The organism is Cupriavidus sp. SW-Y-13 (genome assembly GCF_009793345.1).
Lineage (GTDB): Bacteria > Pseudomonadota > Gammaproteobacteria > Burkholderiales > Burkholderiaceae > Cupriavidus.
The window spans coordinates 1433037-1448348 of the sequence record NZ_WHLX01000001.1 but is presented as its reverse complement, the minus strand read 5'-3'; the positions used below and the strand labels follow the sequence as shown (position 1 = coordinate 1448348).

Here is a 15312-nt window from a genome sequence, read left to right as displayed (position 1 = left end):
CCTATAATGTTTCTCAAGAAACAGGAGCAGAGCGATGCAATCGAGGCAGATTCCGGAGACCGAACCCGGCGGCAGCCCCGACCCTGGCGTGACGCTGACCAAGGCCGTCATGCGGGCGGCCGGCTTCCTGGGCATCAGCCAGGCCATCGTGGCCAGCGTGCTGGGCATCAGCACCGCATCGGTGTCTCGCATGGCCTCAGGCGGCTATGTACTCGATACGCATCGCAAGGAATGGGAATTCGGCGTCCTGTTTGTGCGCCTGTTTCGCTCGCTCGACGCCATCCTGGGCCATGATGAACAAGCCCGTCTCTGGCTCACCCATGACAACCTCGCCCTCGGCGGCAAGCCGCTCGAACTGATCCGTACCACCGAAGGTCTCGTCCGTGTCGTTCACTACCTGGACGCCACCCGTGGTCGCATCTGAGCGCAAGCCATTCGCGCTCACACTGTGGCGGGCTGTGGAAGCCCAGCATGTGGTCTCGACCATGCCCCTCGTCGACACACTGGAAGAACAGGCTGTCCTCGAAGCCGTGCTCGACGCCGGCAAACCGGCGATCCCTCCCGACGCCCGTCACCTGCACTACCTGATGTTCACCCCGTTCCGTTATCCACCCACGGCGTGGGGATCGCGCTTTCGCGGCGGCCCGGACCCCGGCGTGTTCTATGGCGCCCAGACCGTCCGCACGGCTTGCGCGGAACTGGGCTACTGGCGCTGGAGCTTCCTGATGGACTGCCCCGACCTGCCTCGCATCGACGCTCGTGCGCAGACGCTGTTCCAGGTAGGTGTGCGCACGGACGGCATTGCGTTGACCGCCCCTCCTTTCGACCAGGCGTCGGAAAGCTGGTTGGCCCCGAACGATTACTCCGCGTGCCAGGCACTGGCCCAATCGGCTCGGGATGCCCGCATCGGCCTGATCCTCTACACAGCCGTGCGCGATCCCGAGCCTGGCATCTGCGGCGCGGTGCTGACGCCCAAGGCATTCGACCCACCCCAACCGCTGGCCACCACCACATGGATGCTGACGGTCCGCCGCGACCGCGTGATCTGGCAGCGCGACGACCTGCAGCAGCGCGACAGCTTCGAGTTCGAAAGTTCTTATTGGCAGACCCTGCGGCACCGCACAAGCGAAATACCGCCCACCGCTTGAACGACGCCGAGCATCCGCACTCCAATGCTTTACGGACGCCGTGAAGCGCCCGGTCGAGCGTGATAAAGGGATCGGCAAAGTTTCTGTTGCAATGCGCCAACAGGTCACCTATAATCACCTCTTCGACGGACGCGGGGTGGAGCAGTCTGGCAGCTCGTCGGGCTCATAACCCGAAGGTCGCAGGTTCAAATCCTGCCCCCGCAACCAAGCATCGCAACCTGTCGAAATCAAACAAACCCGCCTTCCTTGGCGGGTTTTTTGTTTGGGTTTCTGCTTTGCATTTCGCTGCAGCGCCCCCGCCCCCTCCCTCTGCACAACCTCCCCGCAAATTCTTCATCCGTGTCCCGCGCATTCTTCAATCGACATGGCGCGCGCATCACAACTCATGGTGATTCGGGCGATAAGCCCGGCCGGAACGGGAATTGCAGACCCTCTAGCTCCTTCGCAACGAATTCCAAGGAGTCCGAGATGAAGATGCAAAAGACCATGGCAGTATTGGCAGCCTCAGCGTTGCTCGCTAGCGGCGCAGTTTTGGCACAGGGTTCTGGTGGTGGCGGCTCCGGTGGTGGGAGTGCAGGCACTGGTGTGAGCGGCGGTGCGCCGGGCACCAGTACCAACCCCGGCCCCACAGCCACCAAACCCGGCAATGCAACCGGCGCGTCCCCGCGCTCGGATGGGACGGCCACTGGGTCCACGTACGACTCGGGCCGCAACACAGATAGCACCCGCCGCAACAACACGACTGGCCGCACCACCACCGATCCGGGTGGCATGCATCCGCGAACCGCACCGGGGACTACGCCACCGGCCGTTGGCACGACCCCGGCCACGACTCCGGGCACGATGCCGGGCACCGGCACAACCGCGCCGGGTAGCGGACGCTAACTGCGTTTCACAGGGTTTTTCACTCATGGCGCCACAGGAGCGACCGGGCGGCGCGGTGTTACACTTGGCGCCATTCTTCCCGGACGCTCCTCCATGAAATTCTGCTCGAACTGTGGTCATGCGGTGGTCCTGCGCGTGCCTCAAGGTGACAATCGTCCGCGCAGCGTTTGCGACGGCTGCGGCACCATCCACTATGTGAATCCGCGCAACGTCGTTGGCACGATCCCTGTCTGGGAAGACAAGATCCTGATCTGCAAGCGTGCCATCGAGCCGCGCTATGGGTTCTGGACACTACCTGCCGGTTTCATGGAAATCGGTGAGACCACGGCGCAAGCGGCAGCACGCGAGACACTGGAGGAAGCCGGTGCCCGCGTGCAGGTAGGCGAACTGTTCTCGATGCTCAACGTGCCGCACGTCCATCAGGTGCATCTGTTCTACCTCGCACAATTGCAGGACCTCGATATAGCCCCCGGCGAGGAAAGCCTCGAGGTCAAGCTCGTCGACGAGTCCGAGGTGCCATGGGACGAACTGGCCTTTCCCACCGTCATTCACACGCTGCGCAGCTTCTTCGCCGATCGTGCGTCGGGCAGGATTGCGGCAGGCGATTTCCGACTGCACACGATGGACATCGACAAGCCGATGCGTCCGCTGACCAGTCCCGCCACGGTCGCACCCTGACGGCTGCCAGGCGCTTCGCACCCTCCCGCGCATGATCACCTGGCTTGACCCGCAGGATCCGTTTCCACCCGTCGAGCACGCGCTTGGCGCCACAAGTGACGCGCCCGGTCTTCTCGCAGCCAGCCGAGACCTCACACCCCAGCGGCTGTTGCTCGCCTACCGGCAGGGCATCTTCCCGTGGTACTCCGATGGTCAGCCGGTGCTGTGGTGGAGCACCGACCCCCGCATGGTCCTGGTCCCTGCGGCCCTCAAGATATCCCCCTCCCTGCGCAAAACGCTGCGACGGGTACTGCGCGACCCGGATTGGGAAATCCGCGTGGACGACAACTTCGTCGCCGTGATGCGGGCCTGCGCCATGACGCCGCGCGACGGACAGCTCGGCACGTGGATCACCGACGAGATCGTTTCCGCCTACAGCGCACTGCACCGGGGAAGCCGCGCACACTCCGTGGAAACCTGGTATCAGGGAGAGCGCGTTGGCGGGCTGTATGGCGTGGCGCTGGGCCGCATGTTCTATGGCGAATCAATGTTCGCGCATCGCACGGACGCGTCGAAGATCGCGCTGGCGGCCCTGTGCGGTTTCCTCGCGAATCACGGTGTCGCCATGATCGACTGCCAGCAAGAGACGGATCATCTGGCCTCCCTTGGCGCCCAGCCAATTCCGCGCGGAGAATTTGTGGCCCAAGTGCGGCAAGCGACTGCCGCGTCGGACATCCAACCCTGGCGCTTCGACAAGACGGCTCTGACCCATTGGACCGGTTCGCAGGCCAACGCCGCTCACGGCTGACCGCTACTGGCGCGGCAGCAGCGCCCCTTCCAGCCGGCCGATGCGGGAGTTGAGCTGCGAAGCGTTATCGGACAGGAACTCCAGCCGTCGATCCACCCGGTCCAGCCGGCGCTCGACCTTGTCGATCTGGCCCGATAACCGCTTGTCCATTTCATCGATCCTGCCGGTCAGCCGCTTGTCCATTTCTTCGATTCTGCCGGTCAGCCGCTTGTCCAATTCGTCGATGCTGCCGGTCAGCCGCTTGTCCATCTCCTCAATCTTTGTTTCGAGTGGCGCAAGTTCGCTCCGGATGGCTTGCGGAAGTACACGCTGCACCTCGTCGCGGACCACCTGCGGGACAACCCGCTGCACCTCCTCGCGGACAGCCTTCCCGACTTCCGCGCGAATGCTCTGCTGGATCATCCCCGTCTGCTGCTGCAGCATGCCAAACACGGCGGCGATCACTGTGATGCCGACCGCGACAACCGTTGCCATGTTGGCGTATCGGCTCCATCGTCCGCCGTCCCCCGCCAACCCGGCATTTCCTGCCGTGCCAGCGTCCGTTATCGCCAGGGTTCTCATGTTCTTCTCCATTCATGTGCCAGATGCCCCACATGGTAAGGAGTGATGGCGCGAAAGCGATATGGGACGACTCTCAAAATGCATGCCGCCTTCGTAACGCGCAAATGAGCCGCGCCGGACCCCGGCTCACCGTCCTCCATCGTGTCTGATAGACTGCCTATCACACCCTTGGAACAGCCCTGAGCCGGTGCTCGACCTCCGCCCCTAGACGTCATGAGCAAGCTAAAGGAACTACCGCTATCCGCGCTGCAGTTTTATGCGACGGCGCCCTACGCCTGCAGCTATCTCGATGGTCGCATGGCGCGCTCGCAGGTGGCCACGCCGGCCCACCTGATCAATGCCGACGTCTATTCACGGCTGGTACGCGCCGGCTTCCGCCGCAGTGGCATCTTCACGTATCGCCCTTATTGCGACGAATGCCGTGCCTGCACGCCCTGCCGTGTGGTGACAGACCAGTTCCGGCCCGATCGCAGCCAGCGCCGGGCCTGGCGCCAGCATCAGGGGCTGCAGGCGCTGGTGGCGCCGCTGACCTATGTCGAAGAACACTACGCGCTCTATCTGATGTACCAGTCGATGCGTCATGCCGGGGGCGGCATGGATCAGGACAGCCGCGACCAGTACGAGCAGTTCCTGCTGCAGAGCCGCGTCAACTCCCGGCTCGTGGAGTTCCGCGAGCCGCCTGGCTCGGCCGAGGCCGGCAAGCTGCGCATGGTCAGCATGATCGACGTGCTCGATGACGGCCTGTCTTCGGTCTACACGTTCTACGATCCGCTGATCGAGGGCGCCAGTTATGGGACGTACAACATCCTCTGGCAGATCGCCCAGACGCGCGAACTTGGACTGCCACACCTTTACCTGGGCTACTGGATCGCCGAAAGCCGCAAGATGGCCTACAAGGCGCGCTTCCAGCCGCTGCAGGTGCTGACGGGCAACCAGTGGCAGGCATTCGATGAAGCGTCGGCACCCGCCGCTCCACCGCCTGCGCCACGCCAGCCGGGTCCGGCACAGGAATGAGCCATCGCTGAGCGGCTACAATGCCGGCCTGATACCGACTTCACGCCGGCCGCCGGCCGCTCCTGCCCCGTGCTCAACGCGCTCTACCCCCTGTTTCGCCCCGCCCTGTTCTCGATGGATGCGGAGGACGCCCACCATTTCACGCTCAACAACCTGATGCGCGCCCGGCGCCTGGGGCTGGCCGGCTGCATCGGCAACAGCATTGCCAGCGATCCGCGCACCGTGATGGGCATCCGCTTTCCGAATCCTGTGGGCCTGGCAGCCGGACTCGACAAGGACGGCGCCTATATCGACGGCCTGGCCGCTTTCGGGTTCGGCTTTATCGAGGTGGGAACCGTGACGCCCCGCGCGCAGCCCGGCAATCCGCGTCCGCGCATGTTCCGGCTGCCGCAGGCGGATGCGCTGATCAACCGGATGGGTTTCAACAATGGCGGCGTGGATGCGTTCGTGCGTAACGTGCAGGCGTCGCGCTGGAAGGCCGAGGGTGGCGTGCTGGGACTGAACATCGGCAAGAACGCCGATACGCCAATCGAGCGCGCGGCGGACGACTACCTCTATTGCCTGGAACGCGTCTATCCGCACGCAAGCTACGTGACGGTCAACATCTCGTCGCCGAACACCAAGAACCTGCGCCAGTTGCAGGGCGCCAGCGAACTGGACAGCCTGCTGTCCACGCTCAAGGCCGCGCAACAGCGGCTGGCCGACCAGCACAAGCGCTACGTGCCGGTCACGCTGAAGATCGCTCCCGATCTCGATGACGATCAGATCCGCAATATCGGCGATGCACTGGTGCGCCACCAGATTGATGGCGTGATCGCCACCAACACGACCATCTCACGCGATGCGGTCAAGGGCCTGCCCCATGCCGAGGAAGCAGGCGGGCTGTCGGGCCGCCCCGTATTCGATGCGTCGACGCGTGTGGTGCGAGAGCTGCGCAAGGTGATTGGCGATGCGCTACCGATCATCGGCGTGGGCGGCATCTTCGACGGTGCCGGCGCGCGTGCAAAGATCGATGCCGGTGCCGAGCTGGTGCAGGTGTACAGCGGCCTGATCTATCGCGGCCCCACGCTCGTGCGCGAGTGTGCCACGGCGCTCAGAGCGGCAACGTAAGGCGCGCTTCCAGGCCGCCTTCACTGCGATTGGCCAGCCGCAGGTCCGCGCGAATCGCCTGCGACAGCCGTCGGGCAATGGCGAGTCCGAGCCCGCTGCCCTGTGCGCGCGCCGCCGTTTCCGGCGCGCGATACCAGGGCTGGAACACCGTTTCGAGTTGCGCGGGAGAGATCCCCGGGCCGGAATCGACGACGCAAACCGTCAGCCGCTGCGCCTCCACGCGCACCGACATCTGCACATTGCAGCCGTAGCGCAGTGCATTGTCGATCAGGTTGACGAGTATCCGTCGCAGCGCATGGGGGCACGTCAGCACGGGGCATCCGATGCGGCCCTCCAGCGGGATGGGACGACCGGCGTCCCGATAGTTGACCAGCAGCGCATCGAGCAAATGATCGGCATCGACATGCCGCAATGACTGGGGCGCACTGCCCTGCATGCGGGCGCAGGCCAGGCTGGCCTCGGCTAGTTCGCGCATTTCGTCGAGATCGCGCTCGATGGCACCGCGCAGCACGGCATCGTCGATCAGTTCGCTGCGCAGCATCAACCGGGTCATCGGCGTGCGCAAGTCGTGGGCGTACGACGCCTGCACCGCCAGCAATTCCGATTCACGCTCCACGCATTGCTGCTTCGCCAGATTGATTGTCTGTACGAGCCGCCTGACGACGGCCGGCCCCTCCACTGGCAGGAACTGGCCCACATCGTCGGACGGTGGCGGATTCTCGATCCGCGAGGCGAGCGTACCCAGGGCCGCCTGCACCGCCAGCAGATGCGCCGCACAGAGCGCGGCAACGACGGCGAAGCCCATCACGCAGGCCAGCAACACGAAAATTGCGATCTCCGCCGCGGCGGTCACGCGTCCCATCACCCCATGCAGGCCGACCCACGCAGCAACCCCGAGCAGCATCACCAGGAGCGCCGACACACCGATGCGTACGCGATCGTAGCGCGCAAAAATATCGCCGCAGCGACGCAGGACGCCCTTGGCCGGCCCGGTCTCAGCCGCGGTCAGTGGCGCCGCAGGCGCGGCGACGCGGTGCGAAAGGGTCGGTTGCATGGTCATCACATTCTCCGTAAGCCGCCTCACAGAACGGCTGAACGGTATGACACCATGGTCGCAGTGCATGCACCATTGAACGTGAGTTCGCCCACCCTATACGTTCATTTACTGCACCCTATGCGAGGTGACGATATCGCCACCCCGGCTGTTTCGGGAAAATCAGCGCACCGCCACCGTCTTCGGCTCAAGGTATGAAACGAGCCCCGCGAGGCCGAACTCCCGGCCCACACCCGATTGACGGACCCCGCCGAACGGCGCCAGCACCTCCGGATCGATGCGATTGACCAGCACCGATCCGGTCTGCATCCGCGCCGCCACGCCCCGCGCACGCGCCACATCCGCCGAGTACACGTAGCCGAACAGGCCGTAGACCGAGTCGTTAGCAAGATCGACGGCCTCCTGTTCGGTCTCGTAACCGATGATCGACAGGACCGGGCCGAAGATTTCCTCTCGTGCAATCTCCATATCGTTGTGGACGCCGGCGAATACCGTAGGCTTCACGAAGAAACCTTCGGGCAGACCTTCCGGACGGCCTTCGCCACCGGCCACCAGCACGGCGCCCTGCTCCAGGCCGCGACGGATGAAACGCTGCACGCGATCGAACTGTGCGCGACTGGCCAGCGGGCCGATCGTCGTGGCCGGGTCGCGCGGATCGCCCACCTGGAGCTTCCCGACGATCTCGCGCACCCGCTCCGTTACTTCGGCCATGCGCGCATGCGGCACCAGCAGCCGTGTGCCGGCCACGCAAGCCTGGCCGTTGTTCATGAACGCCCCGCCCACCGCCAACGGCAGCGCGTGTGCCAGGTCGGCGTCATCGAGCACGATGGCCGCCGACTTGCCCGATAGCGCCAGCGTCACGCGCTTCATGGTCTCCACTGCGGCCCGCGCAATGACCTTGCCGGTCTGCGTGGAGCCGGTAAAGGAAATCCGCGCGACATGCGGGCTGGTACTGATCTCGTCGCCCACATCGGCGCCACGGCCCAGCAGCACATTGAACACACCGGAAGGCAGGCCAGCCTCGTGCAGCGCTTCGCAAAGAACCTGGGTCTGGAGCGGACTCAGTTCGCTCGGCTTGATCACCGTGGCGCAACCCGCCGCCAGCGCGGACGCCAGCTTGCTGCACACCGTGCCCGCCGTGCTGTTCCACGGTGCGATCAACGCCGAGACACCTACCGGTTCCATCGTCACCGTGGCCGTGCCCACCTCGTAGCTCAGCGGGTAATCCTCCAGCGCCTGCGCTGCACTGGCGAAACATTGCGACGCGTACTGGCTGACCCACTGGGCCCGCGCCACCGGCGCTCCGTACTCTTCGATGGTGACATCCCGGATCGCATCGGTGTAGCGCAACACCGCAGTCTGCAGACGCCGCAACATGTCGATGCGCTCGGCCTTGCCAGTCTGGCGCAGCAGCGCCTGGGCATCTCGCGCGGCGGCGATGGCGCGGCGTGCGTCGGCACGATTTGCCAGCGTCACCACGGCGAGCGGCGCACCGGTTGCGGGGTTGGCAATCTCCAGGGTTTCCGTGCCCTGCACGCGCACGAACTGGCCATCGATATAGGCAGTATTCAGGTTTCGCATGGTATTTCTCCAAATGCACGGCAACGTTGAATCGCGCTGCCATGAGGGCCACTGTAAGGCGCCGACGTATCGCATCCGTAGCTTGCGGTGGGCGTTGTGTGATCCGACGTATCGCGGCAAAGCCGTGATACACGCCGATACAAGCCCGCCCCTTCCCAGACACAAAGGCAATACACGGCCCCGTCTCAATGGAGCCCAGACCAAACCCCGCCTGGAGAAGCCCCATGAAGAAGATCCACACTGCCGCCATCGTTGCAGCAGGCGCCGCCACGTTGTGCGCCACGCTCTTCGCCGCGCACGCCATCGCCGCAGAGAAGTCGGCGGACAAGGCCGCAGCGAATCCGAATGCCTCGCCGATCTACGGCGTGACGATTCCCGAGGGCTATCGCAAGTGGGAACTGGTGGCACCGGCACTGGAACACGAGCCACTCAACGAACTCCGTACCGTGGTGGGCAACCAGATCGCCATCGACGCCTACAAGAGCGGCAAGCTGCCGTTCCCGGACGGCGCGGTACTGGTCAAGCTGGCGTGGAAATACACGCAGTCGCCCGACTTCGCCTCCGCGCTGGTTCCAGGCAAGGCCACCACCGTGCAGGTCATGGTCAAGGACTCGAAGAAGTACGCGGCATCGGGCGGTTGGGGCTACGGGCGCTTCATTGACGGCAAGCCGGCCGACCTGGCGCAGCATCAGACCTGCTTTGCCTGCCACAACGCGCTCGTGAAGGACCGGGACTATGTGTTTACCCGCCTTGCACCGTGACGCAATTTGTAGCAGGAGCCGCTTGCGGCAGGTGAGCCAAAACACGCCAAAATCGGCTTTTCGGCGCAATTTCTTGCGGTAGCCTCGTCCCCCGGAGGCGTTTTACGGCAGGATATGCCGCTATGCAGCACTAAAAGCGAGCCATCCCACCCCCGAAAATGGTATCCTCGCAGGCTTCGCGCCGTCGCATCCGATGCGGTCACGCGCGCGCCTGCACCTGCCGCCAGGCGCGCAGCGTCCTCCTTGGACCGCCGGGCCGTCATGCAGCACGCTTTTCGTGTACGTGGTCGCCCTGGCAGGACGGCCGTGTACCGCTTGCGGCTGACTGATAGCACCGATCCTTCGGGGGAGAACAATTACATGCTGCGTCTCAAGGCATCCACCACCCAGACCATCCTCGGCAGCGCGGTCGCGCTGGCCCTGCTCTACGGCGGCGCCGTGCAGGCCCAGACGGCTACCGTGAAGGTCCTGTCGATCGTGGATCACCCGGCGCTCGACGCCATTCGCGACGGCGTGCGCGACGAACTGAAGGCTGCCGGCTACGACGCCGACAAGAACCTGAAGTGGGAATACCAGAGCGCCCAGGGCAATCCGGGGACCGCCGCACAGATCGCACGCAAGTTCGTGGGCGACCAGCCGAGCGCCATCGTCGCCATCGCCACCCCGTCGGCACAGGCCGTGGTCGCCGCCACCAAGACCGTTCCCGTGGTGTACTCCGGCGTGACCGATCCGGTGGCTGCCCAGCTCGTGAAGACCTGGACCGCCACGGGCACCAACGTCACCGGTGTTTCGGACAAGCTGCCGCTCGACAAGCAGGTCACGCTGATCAAGCGCGTCGTTCCCAACGCCAAGACCGTCGGCATGGTCTACAACCCCGGTGAAGCCAACTCGGTGGTGGTGGTCAAGGAACTGAAGGAACTGCTGGCCAAGCAGGGCCTGTCGCTCAAGGAAGCCGCCGCACCGCGTACCGTGGACATCGGACCGGCTGCCAAGAGCCTGATCGGCAAGGTCGACGTGATCTACACGAACACCGATAACAACGTGGTCTCGGCCTACGAGTCGCTGGTGAAGGTGGCCAACGAATCGAAGATCCCGCTGGTGGCGTCCGACACCGACAGCGTGAAGCGTGGCGCCATTGCCGCACTGGGCATCAACTACGGCGATCTCGGCCATCAGACCGGCAAGGTCGTGGTTCGCATCCTGAAGGGCGAGAAGCCCGGTGCGATTGCCTCGCAGACTTCCGACAACCTGGAACTGTTCGTCAACACCACCGCCGCTGGCAAGCAGGGCGTGACGTTGGCCCCGGATCTGGTCAAGGAAGCCAAGACCGTCATCAAGTAATACCGCCGCGCCGCGCGCCCTACCCTGCGGCGCGCGGCCCGAAGCGCCCCCATGGCCCTACCCGGGCCATCCGGACGGCCCGCAAAGGATTCCCCCATGTCCCTGTTTTCCCTGATGGGCGCCCTGGAGATCGGCCTGATCTTCAGCCTCGTGGCGCTCGGGGTGCTGATCTCGTTCCGCATCCTCAATTTTCCCGACCTGACCGTCGATGGCAGCTTCCCGCTGGGTGGCGCCGTGGCGGCCACGCTGATTTCCGCCGGACAAGACCCGTTCGTATCGACGCTGGTGGCGATCGTCGCCGGCGCGATGGCGGGTTTCGTCACTGGCTGGCTCAATGTGCGGCTTAAGATCATGGATCTGCTCGCCAGTATCCTGATGATGATCGCGCTGTACTCGGTCAACCTGCGCATCATGGGACGTCCCAATGTGCCGCTGATCACCGAGCCGACAATCTTCACGATTCTCCAGCCCGAATGGCTGCCCGATTACTTGCTGCGTCCGCTGGTGCTGTTTGTCGTCGTGATCCTTGCCAAGCTCGCGCTGGACTGGTTCTTCTCGTCGCAGCTCGGCCTCGCCATGCGCGCGACCGGCGCCAACCCGCGCATGGCGCGCGCCCAGGGCGTGCCCACCGGCCGTGCCACGCTGGCCGGCATGGCCTTGTCGAACGCGCTGGTGGCGCTGGCTGGCGCGCTGTTCGCCCAGACGCAGGGCGGCGCCGATATCTCGATGGGTATCGGCACGATCGTGATTGGTCTGGCAGCCGTGATCATCGGCGAGACCATCATTCCGGCGCGTCGCCTCGTCTACGTGACGCTGGCCGTCGTGATCGGCGCGATCCTGTATCGCTTCTTTATCGCGCTGGCGCTGAACTCGGAATTCATCGGCCTCAAGGCGCAGGATCTGAATCTTGTCACCGCCGCGCTCGTGACGCTGGCGCTGGTGCTGCCGGCCACGCGCAAGAAGCTGTTCGGCCGCAAGAATGGAGGTGCCTGAGATGCTGCGCGCTGAAAATCTGAAACTCACGTTCAACCCGGGCACGCCAATCGAAAACCGCGCACTGCGCGGCCTGAGCCTGGAAATTCCGGCGGGTCAGTTCGTCGCCGTGATCGGCTCGAACGGTGCGGGCAAGTCCACGTTCCTGAACGCGGTGAGCGGCGACACGATGGTCGACACCGGCCGGATCATGATCGACGACACCGACGTCACCCGGCAGCCTGCGTGGGATCGCGCCCATCTGGTGGCGCGCGTGTTCCAGGACCCGATGGCCGGTACGTGCGAGGCGCTGACGATCGAGGAGAACATGGCGCTGGCCATGGCACGCGGCTCGCGTCGCGGCTTCCGCCCGGCGCTGAACAAGCCCTCGCGCGAGTTGTTCCGCGACAAGCTGCGCTTGCTGAACCTCGGCCTGGAAAATCGCCTGACGGACCGTATTGGTCTGCTTTCGGGCGGCCAGCGTCAGGCAGTGAGCCTGCTGATGGCATCACTGCAGCCGTCGCGCATTCTGCTGCTCGACGAGCACACCGCCGCGCTGGACCCAAAGACTGCAGCGTTCGTGCTGGAACTGACCGCACGCATCGTCGAGGAAAGCAAGCTGACCACGATGATGGTCACGCACTCGATGCGCCAGGCGCTGGACTATGGACAGCGCACAGTCATGCTGCACCAGGGCCAGGTCGTGCTCGACGTGTCCGGCGAGCAGCGCAAGGGGCTCGACGTGCCGGATCTGCTGAAGATGTTCGAGCAGACACGGCACGAGCAGTTGGATGATGATGCGTTGTTGTTGGGGTGATTACCTCTAGAAGTTACTCCCCTCTCCCGCCTGCGGGAGAGGGGTCGGGGGAGAGGGCCAGCGGTTCAAATTGCAGCATGTCGGCAAGCAGAACCTCCTGCCCTCTCCCCCAGCCCCTCTCCCACGATGTGGGAGAGGGGAGCGCTACCGCGGTAGGTTCAGATCAAACCGTCCCCGCCTTCTCCAGCCATTTTCCCAACTGATCCGTCACGGCCGTGCTCGAAAACGAGCAGCTGTCTTGCGCAAACGCTGCAGCCATCTCCATGCGGCGCAGCAATTCTTCCATCGCCTGACCGAATACCGGTGGCAACGTCAGCGACGCCGCCGAGGCACGCCATTGCGCGACCAGTTCGCTGACCGGCAACTGGCCGGCGATGTGCGAATCGAGTGTCTGCCGCATCGCGGCCAGCGTAGATTGATTGGCGCCCATCAACGCGCCCTCCTTTCTTTATAAAGTTCTCGGAACGTGCGACCGCTTGGGGCCGGCATGTCGCGGGTATCGGTCCACCCCTTGCCGGCCATCGGCAATCGGGAAATCAGTTTGCCACGCCCGCCCATGCGCGCCATCAGCCGCGCGCCGAGGCGAGTGACGAACGCGTAGAGATCCGGTCGACGCGCCACATAGCCCCAGACCTGCAGCGCCATGCGCTCCTGCCAAGGCCGCAGGCCGCGCTCCATCTGCTTTTCGCGTAGCTTGCGCAGCAGGTCGGACAACGGGATCGACGCCGGACACACGCGGTTGCATTCACCGCACAGCGTAGCCGCCTGCGGCAAGTCCACGGCGTTGGCCAGCCCCACGTAACTCGGCGTCAATACGCTGCCCATCGGCCCCGGATACACCCAGCCATACGCGTGCCCCCCAATCTTCTGGTAGACCGGGCAATGGTTCATGCAGGCCCCGCAGCGGATGCAGCGCAGCATCTCCTGAAACTCGCCGCCGATGAGCCCGCTGCGTCCCCCATCGACCAGCACGAAGTACATATGTTCGGGACCATCGCGCTCGCCTTCCGCGCGCGGCCCGGTCAGGATCGAGAAATAGTTGGAGATGGCCTGCCCGGTCGCCGAGCGTGGCAGCAGGCGCATCACCGTGGCCAGGTCCTCCAGCGTCGGAAGCACCTTCTCGATACCGGTCACGGCCACATGGACGCGCGGCATGATCGTACACATGCCTTCGTTGCCCTCGTTCGTGACCACGGCCACCGAGCCGGTCTCCGCGATGATGAAGTTGCCGCCCGTCACGCCCATGTCTGCGGACAGGAACTCCGGACGCAGTACCTCGCGGGCCTCGCGCGTCATCTCCGGAATATCGGTCAGGCGCGGCTTGTTATGGACCTTGGCGAAGAGATCGGCAATCTCGTCCTTGTCCTTGTGGATCACCGGCGCAATGATGTGCGACGGCGGTTCGGCATCGTTGATCTGCAGGATGTACTCGCCGAGATCGGTCTCGATGCTCTGCACGCCCATCTCGCCAAGCACCTGGTTCAGCCGCATTTCCTCGGTCACCATCGACTTGCTCTTGATGACCTTCTTCACGCCGTGCTTCTGCGCGATCTCGGCCACAAGCCTGGCTGCGTCCGCAGTGGACTCCGCGAACAGCACGGTGGCGCCGCGCTTCGTTGCGTTCTCCTCGAACGTGGCGAGCCAGACGTCGAGGTTTTCCAGCGCCCGGTTGCGACGCTCCTTGAGCGCGGCGCGCGTGGCATCGAAGTCGATATCGCGAATGGCATCGGCCCGCGCGGTCACGAACTTCGTGGAGAGCTTCTTGAGGTTCTGCTGCAAGCGCTGGTCGGCCAGCTTCTGGCCTGCGCGCGCCTTGAATTCCATGCTGTGGACTTGCATCGTGGGGGCTCCGATTGTGGGTTGGCGTGGACGCGTTCAGGCGTCGCCCGCCAGCACCTGCGCGATGTGGAGCACGCGCGTGCGCGAATCGCCGGACCGCCGCAAGCGGCCTTCGATATTGAGGATGCAGCCGAGGTCTCCCAGCACCACGGCATCGGCGCCGCTGGCCTGGATATTGGCGCATTTCTCATCGACGATTGCCGTGGAGATGTTGCCGTACTTGACCGAGAACGTGCCGCCAAACCCGCAGCATGATTCGCAATCCTTCATCTCGGTCAGTTGCACGCCGGGCAGTTTGCCAAGCAGCGCGCGCGGCTGCTGCTTGACGCCGAGTTCGCGCAGCCCAGAGCAGGAATCGTGATACGTAACGTGCCCGGAAAAACCCGAGTCGAGCGACTCGATCTTCGCCACGTTGACCAGGAAATCGGTGAGTTCGTACACCCGTTCCCGCAGCCGCTCGTAGCGGCCATTCAGTTCGGGATCGTCGCGCAGCAAGTCGTGATAGTGCTGGCGGATCATGCCGCCGCATGAACCTGAAGGCACCACCACGTAATCGAACATCTCGAACTCGCGCAGGAATTTCTCGGCCAGATCGCGCGAGACGGTTCGTTCTCCGGAGTTATAGGCAGGCTGACCACAGCAGGTCTGCGCCTCGGGCACCATGACCTCATAACCCGCCGATTCCAGCAGTTTCAGCACCGAAAACCCGATTTCGGGACGCATGAGGTCCACCAGACAGGTGGCGAACAGTCCGATTCGCATCG

The 15312-nt window shown here is 64.4% G+C and carries 17 protein-coding genes and 1 tRNA gene; 12 read left to right on the top strand and 6 right to left on the bottom strand.

The genetic code is table 11. The features are described from left to right. Positions 1 to 34 precede the first annotated feature (34 nt). The 6 genes from GA566_RS06425 (at position 35) to aat (ending at position 3498) form a co-directional block, all read left to right on the top strand. Positions 35 to 424: an MbcA/ParS/Xre antitoxin family protein gene (locus GA566_RS06425; RefSeq protein ID WP_137924416.1), complete on the top strand. Its 390-nt coding sequence runs from the start codon at positions 35 to 37 to the stop codon at positions 422 to 424. Further along, entirely contained in the window at positions 384 to 1148 is a 765-nt protein-coding gene (locus GA566_RS06420) for an RES family NAD+ phosphorylase (RefSeq protein WP_370459272.1), read from the top strand. The genes GA566_RS06425 and GA566_RS06420 overlap by 41 nt, the downstream gene beginning before the upstream one ends. A 130-nt stretch (positions 1149 to 1278) precedes the next feature. Beyond that, positions 1279 to 1355 (top strand) — tRNA-Met (locus GA566_RS06415). Positions 1356 to 1616: 261 nt separating this feature from the next. Beyond that, positions 1617 to 2033, top strand: a complete 417-nt coding sequence (locus tag GA566_RS06410; protein ID WP_137924415.1) for a hypothetical protein — start codon at positions 1617 to 1619, stop codon at positions 2031 to 2033. A gap of 93 nt (positions 2034 to 2126) precedes the next feature. Next, positions 2127 to 2711, top strand: a complete 585-nt coding sequence (locus tag GA566_RS06405; protein WP_137924414.1) for an NUDIX hydrolase — start codon at positions 2127 to 2129, stop codon at positions 2709 to 2711. 31 nt (positions 2712 to 2742) lie between these two features. Further along, the gene (aat, locus tag GA566_RS06400; RefSeq protein ID WP_160472102.1) at positions 2743 to 3498 is read left to right on the top strand and encodes a leucyl/phenylalanyl-tRNA--protein transferase; all 756 of its coding nucleotides are present in this window, start codon (positions 2743 to 2745) and stop codon (positions 3496 to 3498) included. A gap of 3 nt (positions 3499 to 3501) precedes the next feature. Here the strand turns inward: aat and GA566_RS06395 are convergent, their stop codons facing one another. After that, positions 3502 to 4059: a hypothetical protein gene (locus GA566_RS06395; RefSeq protein ID WP_137924412.1), complete on the bottom strand. Its 558-nt coding sequence runs from the start codon at positions 4057 to 4059 to the stop codon at positions 3502 to 3504. Between the two features lie 213 nt (positions 4060 to 4272). On the opposite strand from GA566_RS06395, the gene GA566_RS06390 reads away from it, so the two are divergent. Then, positions 4273 to 5073: an arginyltransferase gene (locus GA566_RS06390; RefSeq protein ID WP_137924411.1), complete on the top strand. Its 801-nt coding sequence runs from the start codon at positions 4273 to 4275 to the stop codon at positions 5071 to 5073. Positions 5074 to 5142: 69 nt separating this feature from the next. Then, positions 5143 to 6183: a quinone-dependent dihydroorotate dehydrogenase gene (locus GA566_RS06385; RefSeq protein WP_137924410.1), complete on the top strand. Its 1041-nt coding sequence runs from the start codon at positions 5143 to 5145 to the stop codon at positions 6181 to 6183. On the opposite strand, the gene GA566_RS06380 is transcribed toward GA566_RS06385, so the two are convergent. After that, entirely contained in the window at positions 6167 to 7243 is a 1077-nt protein-coding gene (locus GA566_RS06380; protein ID WP_237380074.1) for a HAMP domain-containing sensor histidine kinase, read from the bottom strand. The two genes, GA566_RS06385 and GA566_RS06380, sit on opposite strands and share 17 nt — an antisense overlap. 156 nt (positions 7244 to 7399) lie before the next feature. Then, positions 7400 to 8818 carry an aldehyde dehydrogenase family protein gene (locus GA566_RS06375; RefSeq protein ID WP_160472100.1) on the bottom strand — a complete coding sequence of 473 codons (1419 nt, stop codon included), beginning with the start codon at positions 8816 to 8818 and terminating at the stop codon, positions 7400 to 7402. A 224-nt stretch (positions 8819 to 9042) separates the two neighbouring features. Here GA566_RS06375 and GA566_RS06370 point away from each other — a divergent pair, with 224 nt between their 5' ends. The 4 genes from GA566_RS06370 to GA566_RS06355 all read left to right on the top strand — a co-directional run bounded on the left by GA566_RS06370 (position 9043) and on the right by GA566_RS06355 (position 12709). Beyond that, on the top strand, positions 9043 to 9579 hold the full coding sequence (locus GA566_RS06370) for a cytochrome P460 family protein (RefSeq protein ID WP_137924408.1): 537 nt from the start codon (positions 9043 to 9045) through the stop codon (positions 9577 to 9579). Positions 9580 to 9939: 360 nt separating this feature from the next. Further along, on the top strand, positions 9940 to 10920 hold the full coding sequence (locus GA566_RS06365) for an ABC transporter substrate-binding protein (RefSeq protein WP_137924407.1): 981 nt from the start codon (positions 9940 to 9942) through the stop codon (positions 10918 to 10920). A gap of 96 nt (positions 10921 to 11016) precedes the next feature. Next, on the top strand, positions 11017 to 11913 hold the full coding sequence (locus tag GA566_RS06360; protein ID WP_137924406.1) for an ABC transporter permease: 897 nt from the start codon (positions 11017 to 11019) through the stop codon (positions 11911 to 11913). Position 11914: 1 nt separating this feature from the next. Next, a complete protein-coding gene (locus tag GA566_RS06355) occupies positions 11915 to 12709 on the top strand; it encodes an ABC transporter ATP-binding protein (protein WP_137924405.1) in 795 nt (264 codons plus the stop codon). Between the two features lie 163 nt (positions 12710 to 12872). Here GA566_RS06355 and GA566_RS06350 read toward each other — a convergent pair whose 3' ends face one another. The 3 genes from GA566_RS06350 to GA566_RS06340 are packed head-to-tail and all read right to left on the bottom strand — an operon-like array spanning position 12873 to position 15310. Beyond that, entirely contained in the window at positions 12873 to 13139 is a 267-nt protein-coding gene (locus GA566_RS06350) for a hypothetical protein (protein ID WP_160472099.1), read from the bottom strand. Further along, positions 13139 to 14548, bottom strand: a complete 1410-nt coding sequence (locus GA566_RS06345; RefSeq protein ID WP_137924403.1) for a LutB/LldF family L-lactate oxidation iron-sulfur protein — start codon at positions 14546 to 14548, stop codon at positions 13139 to 13141. The genes GA566_RS06350 and GA566_RS06345 overlap by 1 nt, the downstream gene beginning before the upstream one ends. A 36-nt stretch (positions 14549 to 14584) precedes the next feature. Continuing rightward, on the bottom strand, positions 14585 to 15310 hold the full coding sequence (locus GA566_RS06340; protein ID WP_160472097.1) for a (Fe-S)-binding protein: 726 nt from the start codon (positions 15308 to 15310) through the stop codon (positions 14585 to 14587). Positions 15311 to 15312 lie beyond the last annotated feature (2 nt).

Bases quoted from the DNA above. Each gene is read 5' to 3' on its own strand.
- GA566_RS06425 (WP_137924416.1), top strand. From the start codon at position 35: ATGCAATCGAGGCAGATTCCGGAGACCGAACCCGGCGGCAGCCCCGAC.
- GA566_RS06410 (WP_137924415.1), top strand. From the start codon at position 1,617: ATGAAGATGCAAAAGACCATGGCAGTATTGGCAGCCTCAGCGTTGCTC.
- GA566_RS06405 (WP_137924414.1), top strand. From the start codon at position 2,127: ATGAAATTCTGCTCGAACTGTGGTCATGCGGTGGTCCTGCGCGTGCCT.
- aat (WP_160472102.1), top strand. From the start codon at position 2,743: ATGATCACCTGGCTTGACCCGCAGGATCCGTTTCCACCCGTCGAGCAC.
- GA566_RS06395 (WP_137924412.1), bottom strand. From the start codon at position 4,059: ATGAGAACCCTGGCGATAACGGACGCTGGCACGGCAGGAAATGCCGGG.
- GA566_RS06390 (WP_137924411.1), top strand. From the start codon at position 4,273: ATGAGCAAGCTAAAGGAACTACCGCTATCCGCGCTGCAGTTTTATGCG.
- GA566_RS06380 (WP_237380074.1), bottom strand. From the start codon at position 7,243: ATGACCATGCAACCGACCCTTTCGCACCGCGTCGCCGCGCCTGCGGCG.
- GA566_RS06375 (WP_160472100.1), bottom strand. From the start codon at position 8,818: ATGCGAAACCTGAATACTGCCTATATCGATGGCCAGTTCGTGCGCGTG.
- GA566_RS06370 (WP_137924408.1), top strand. From the start codon at position 9,043: ATGAAGAAGATCCACACTGCCGCCATCGTTGCAGCAGGCGCCGCCACG.
- GA566_RS06365 (WP_137924407.1), top strand. From the start codon at position 9,940: ATGCTGCGTCTCAAGGCATCCACCACCCAGACCATCCTCGGCAGCGCG.
- GA566_RS06360 (WP_137924406.1), top strand. From the start codon at position 11,017: ATGTCCCTGTTTTCCCTGATGGGCGCCCTGGAGATCGGCCTGATCTTC.
- GA566_RS06355 (WP_137924405.1), top strand. From the start codon at position 11,915: ATGCTGCGCGCTGAAAATCTGAAACTCACGTTCAACCCGGGCACGCCA.
- GA566_RS06350 (WP_160472099.1), bottom strand. From the start codon at position 13,139: ATGGGCGCCAATCAATCTACGCTGGCCGCGATGCGGCAGACACTCGAT.
- GA566_RS06345 (WP_137924403.1), bottom strand. From the start codon at position 14,548: ATGCAAGTCCACAGCATGGAATTCAAGGCGCGCGCAGGCCAGAAGCTG.
- GA566_RS06340 (WP_160472097.1), bottom strand. From the start codon at position 15,310: ATGCGAATCGGACTGTTCGCCACCTGTCTGGTGGACCTCATGCGTCCC.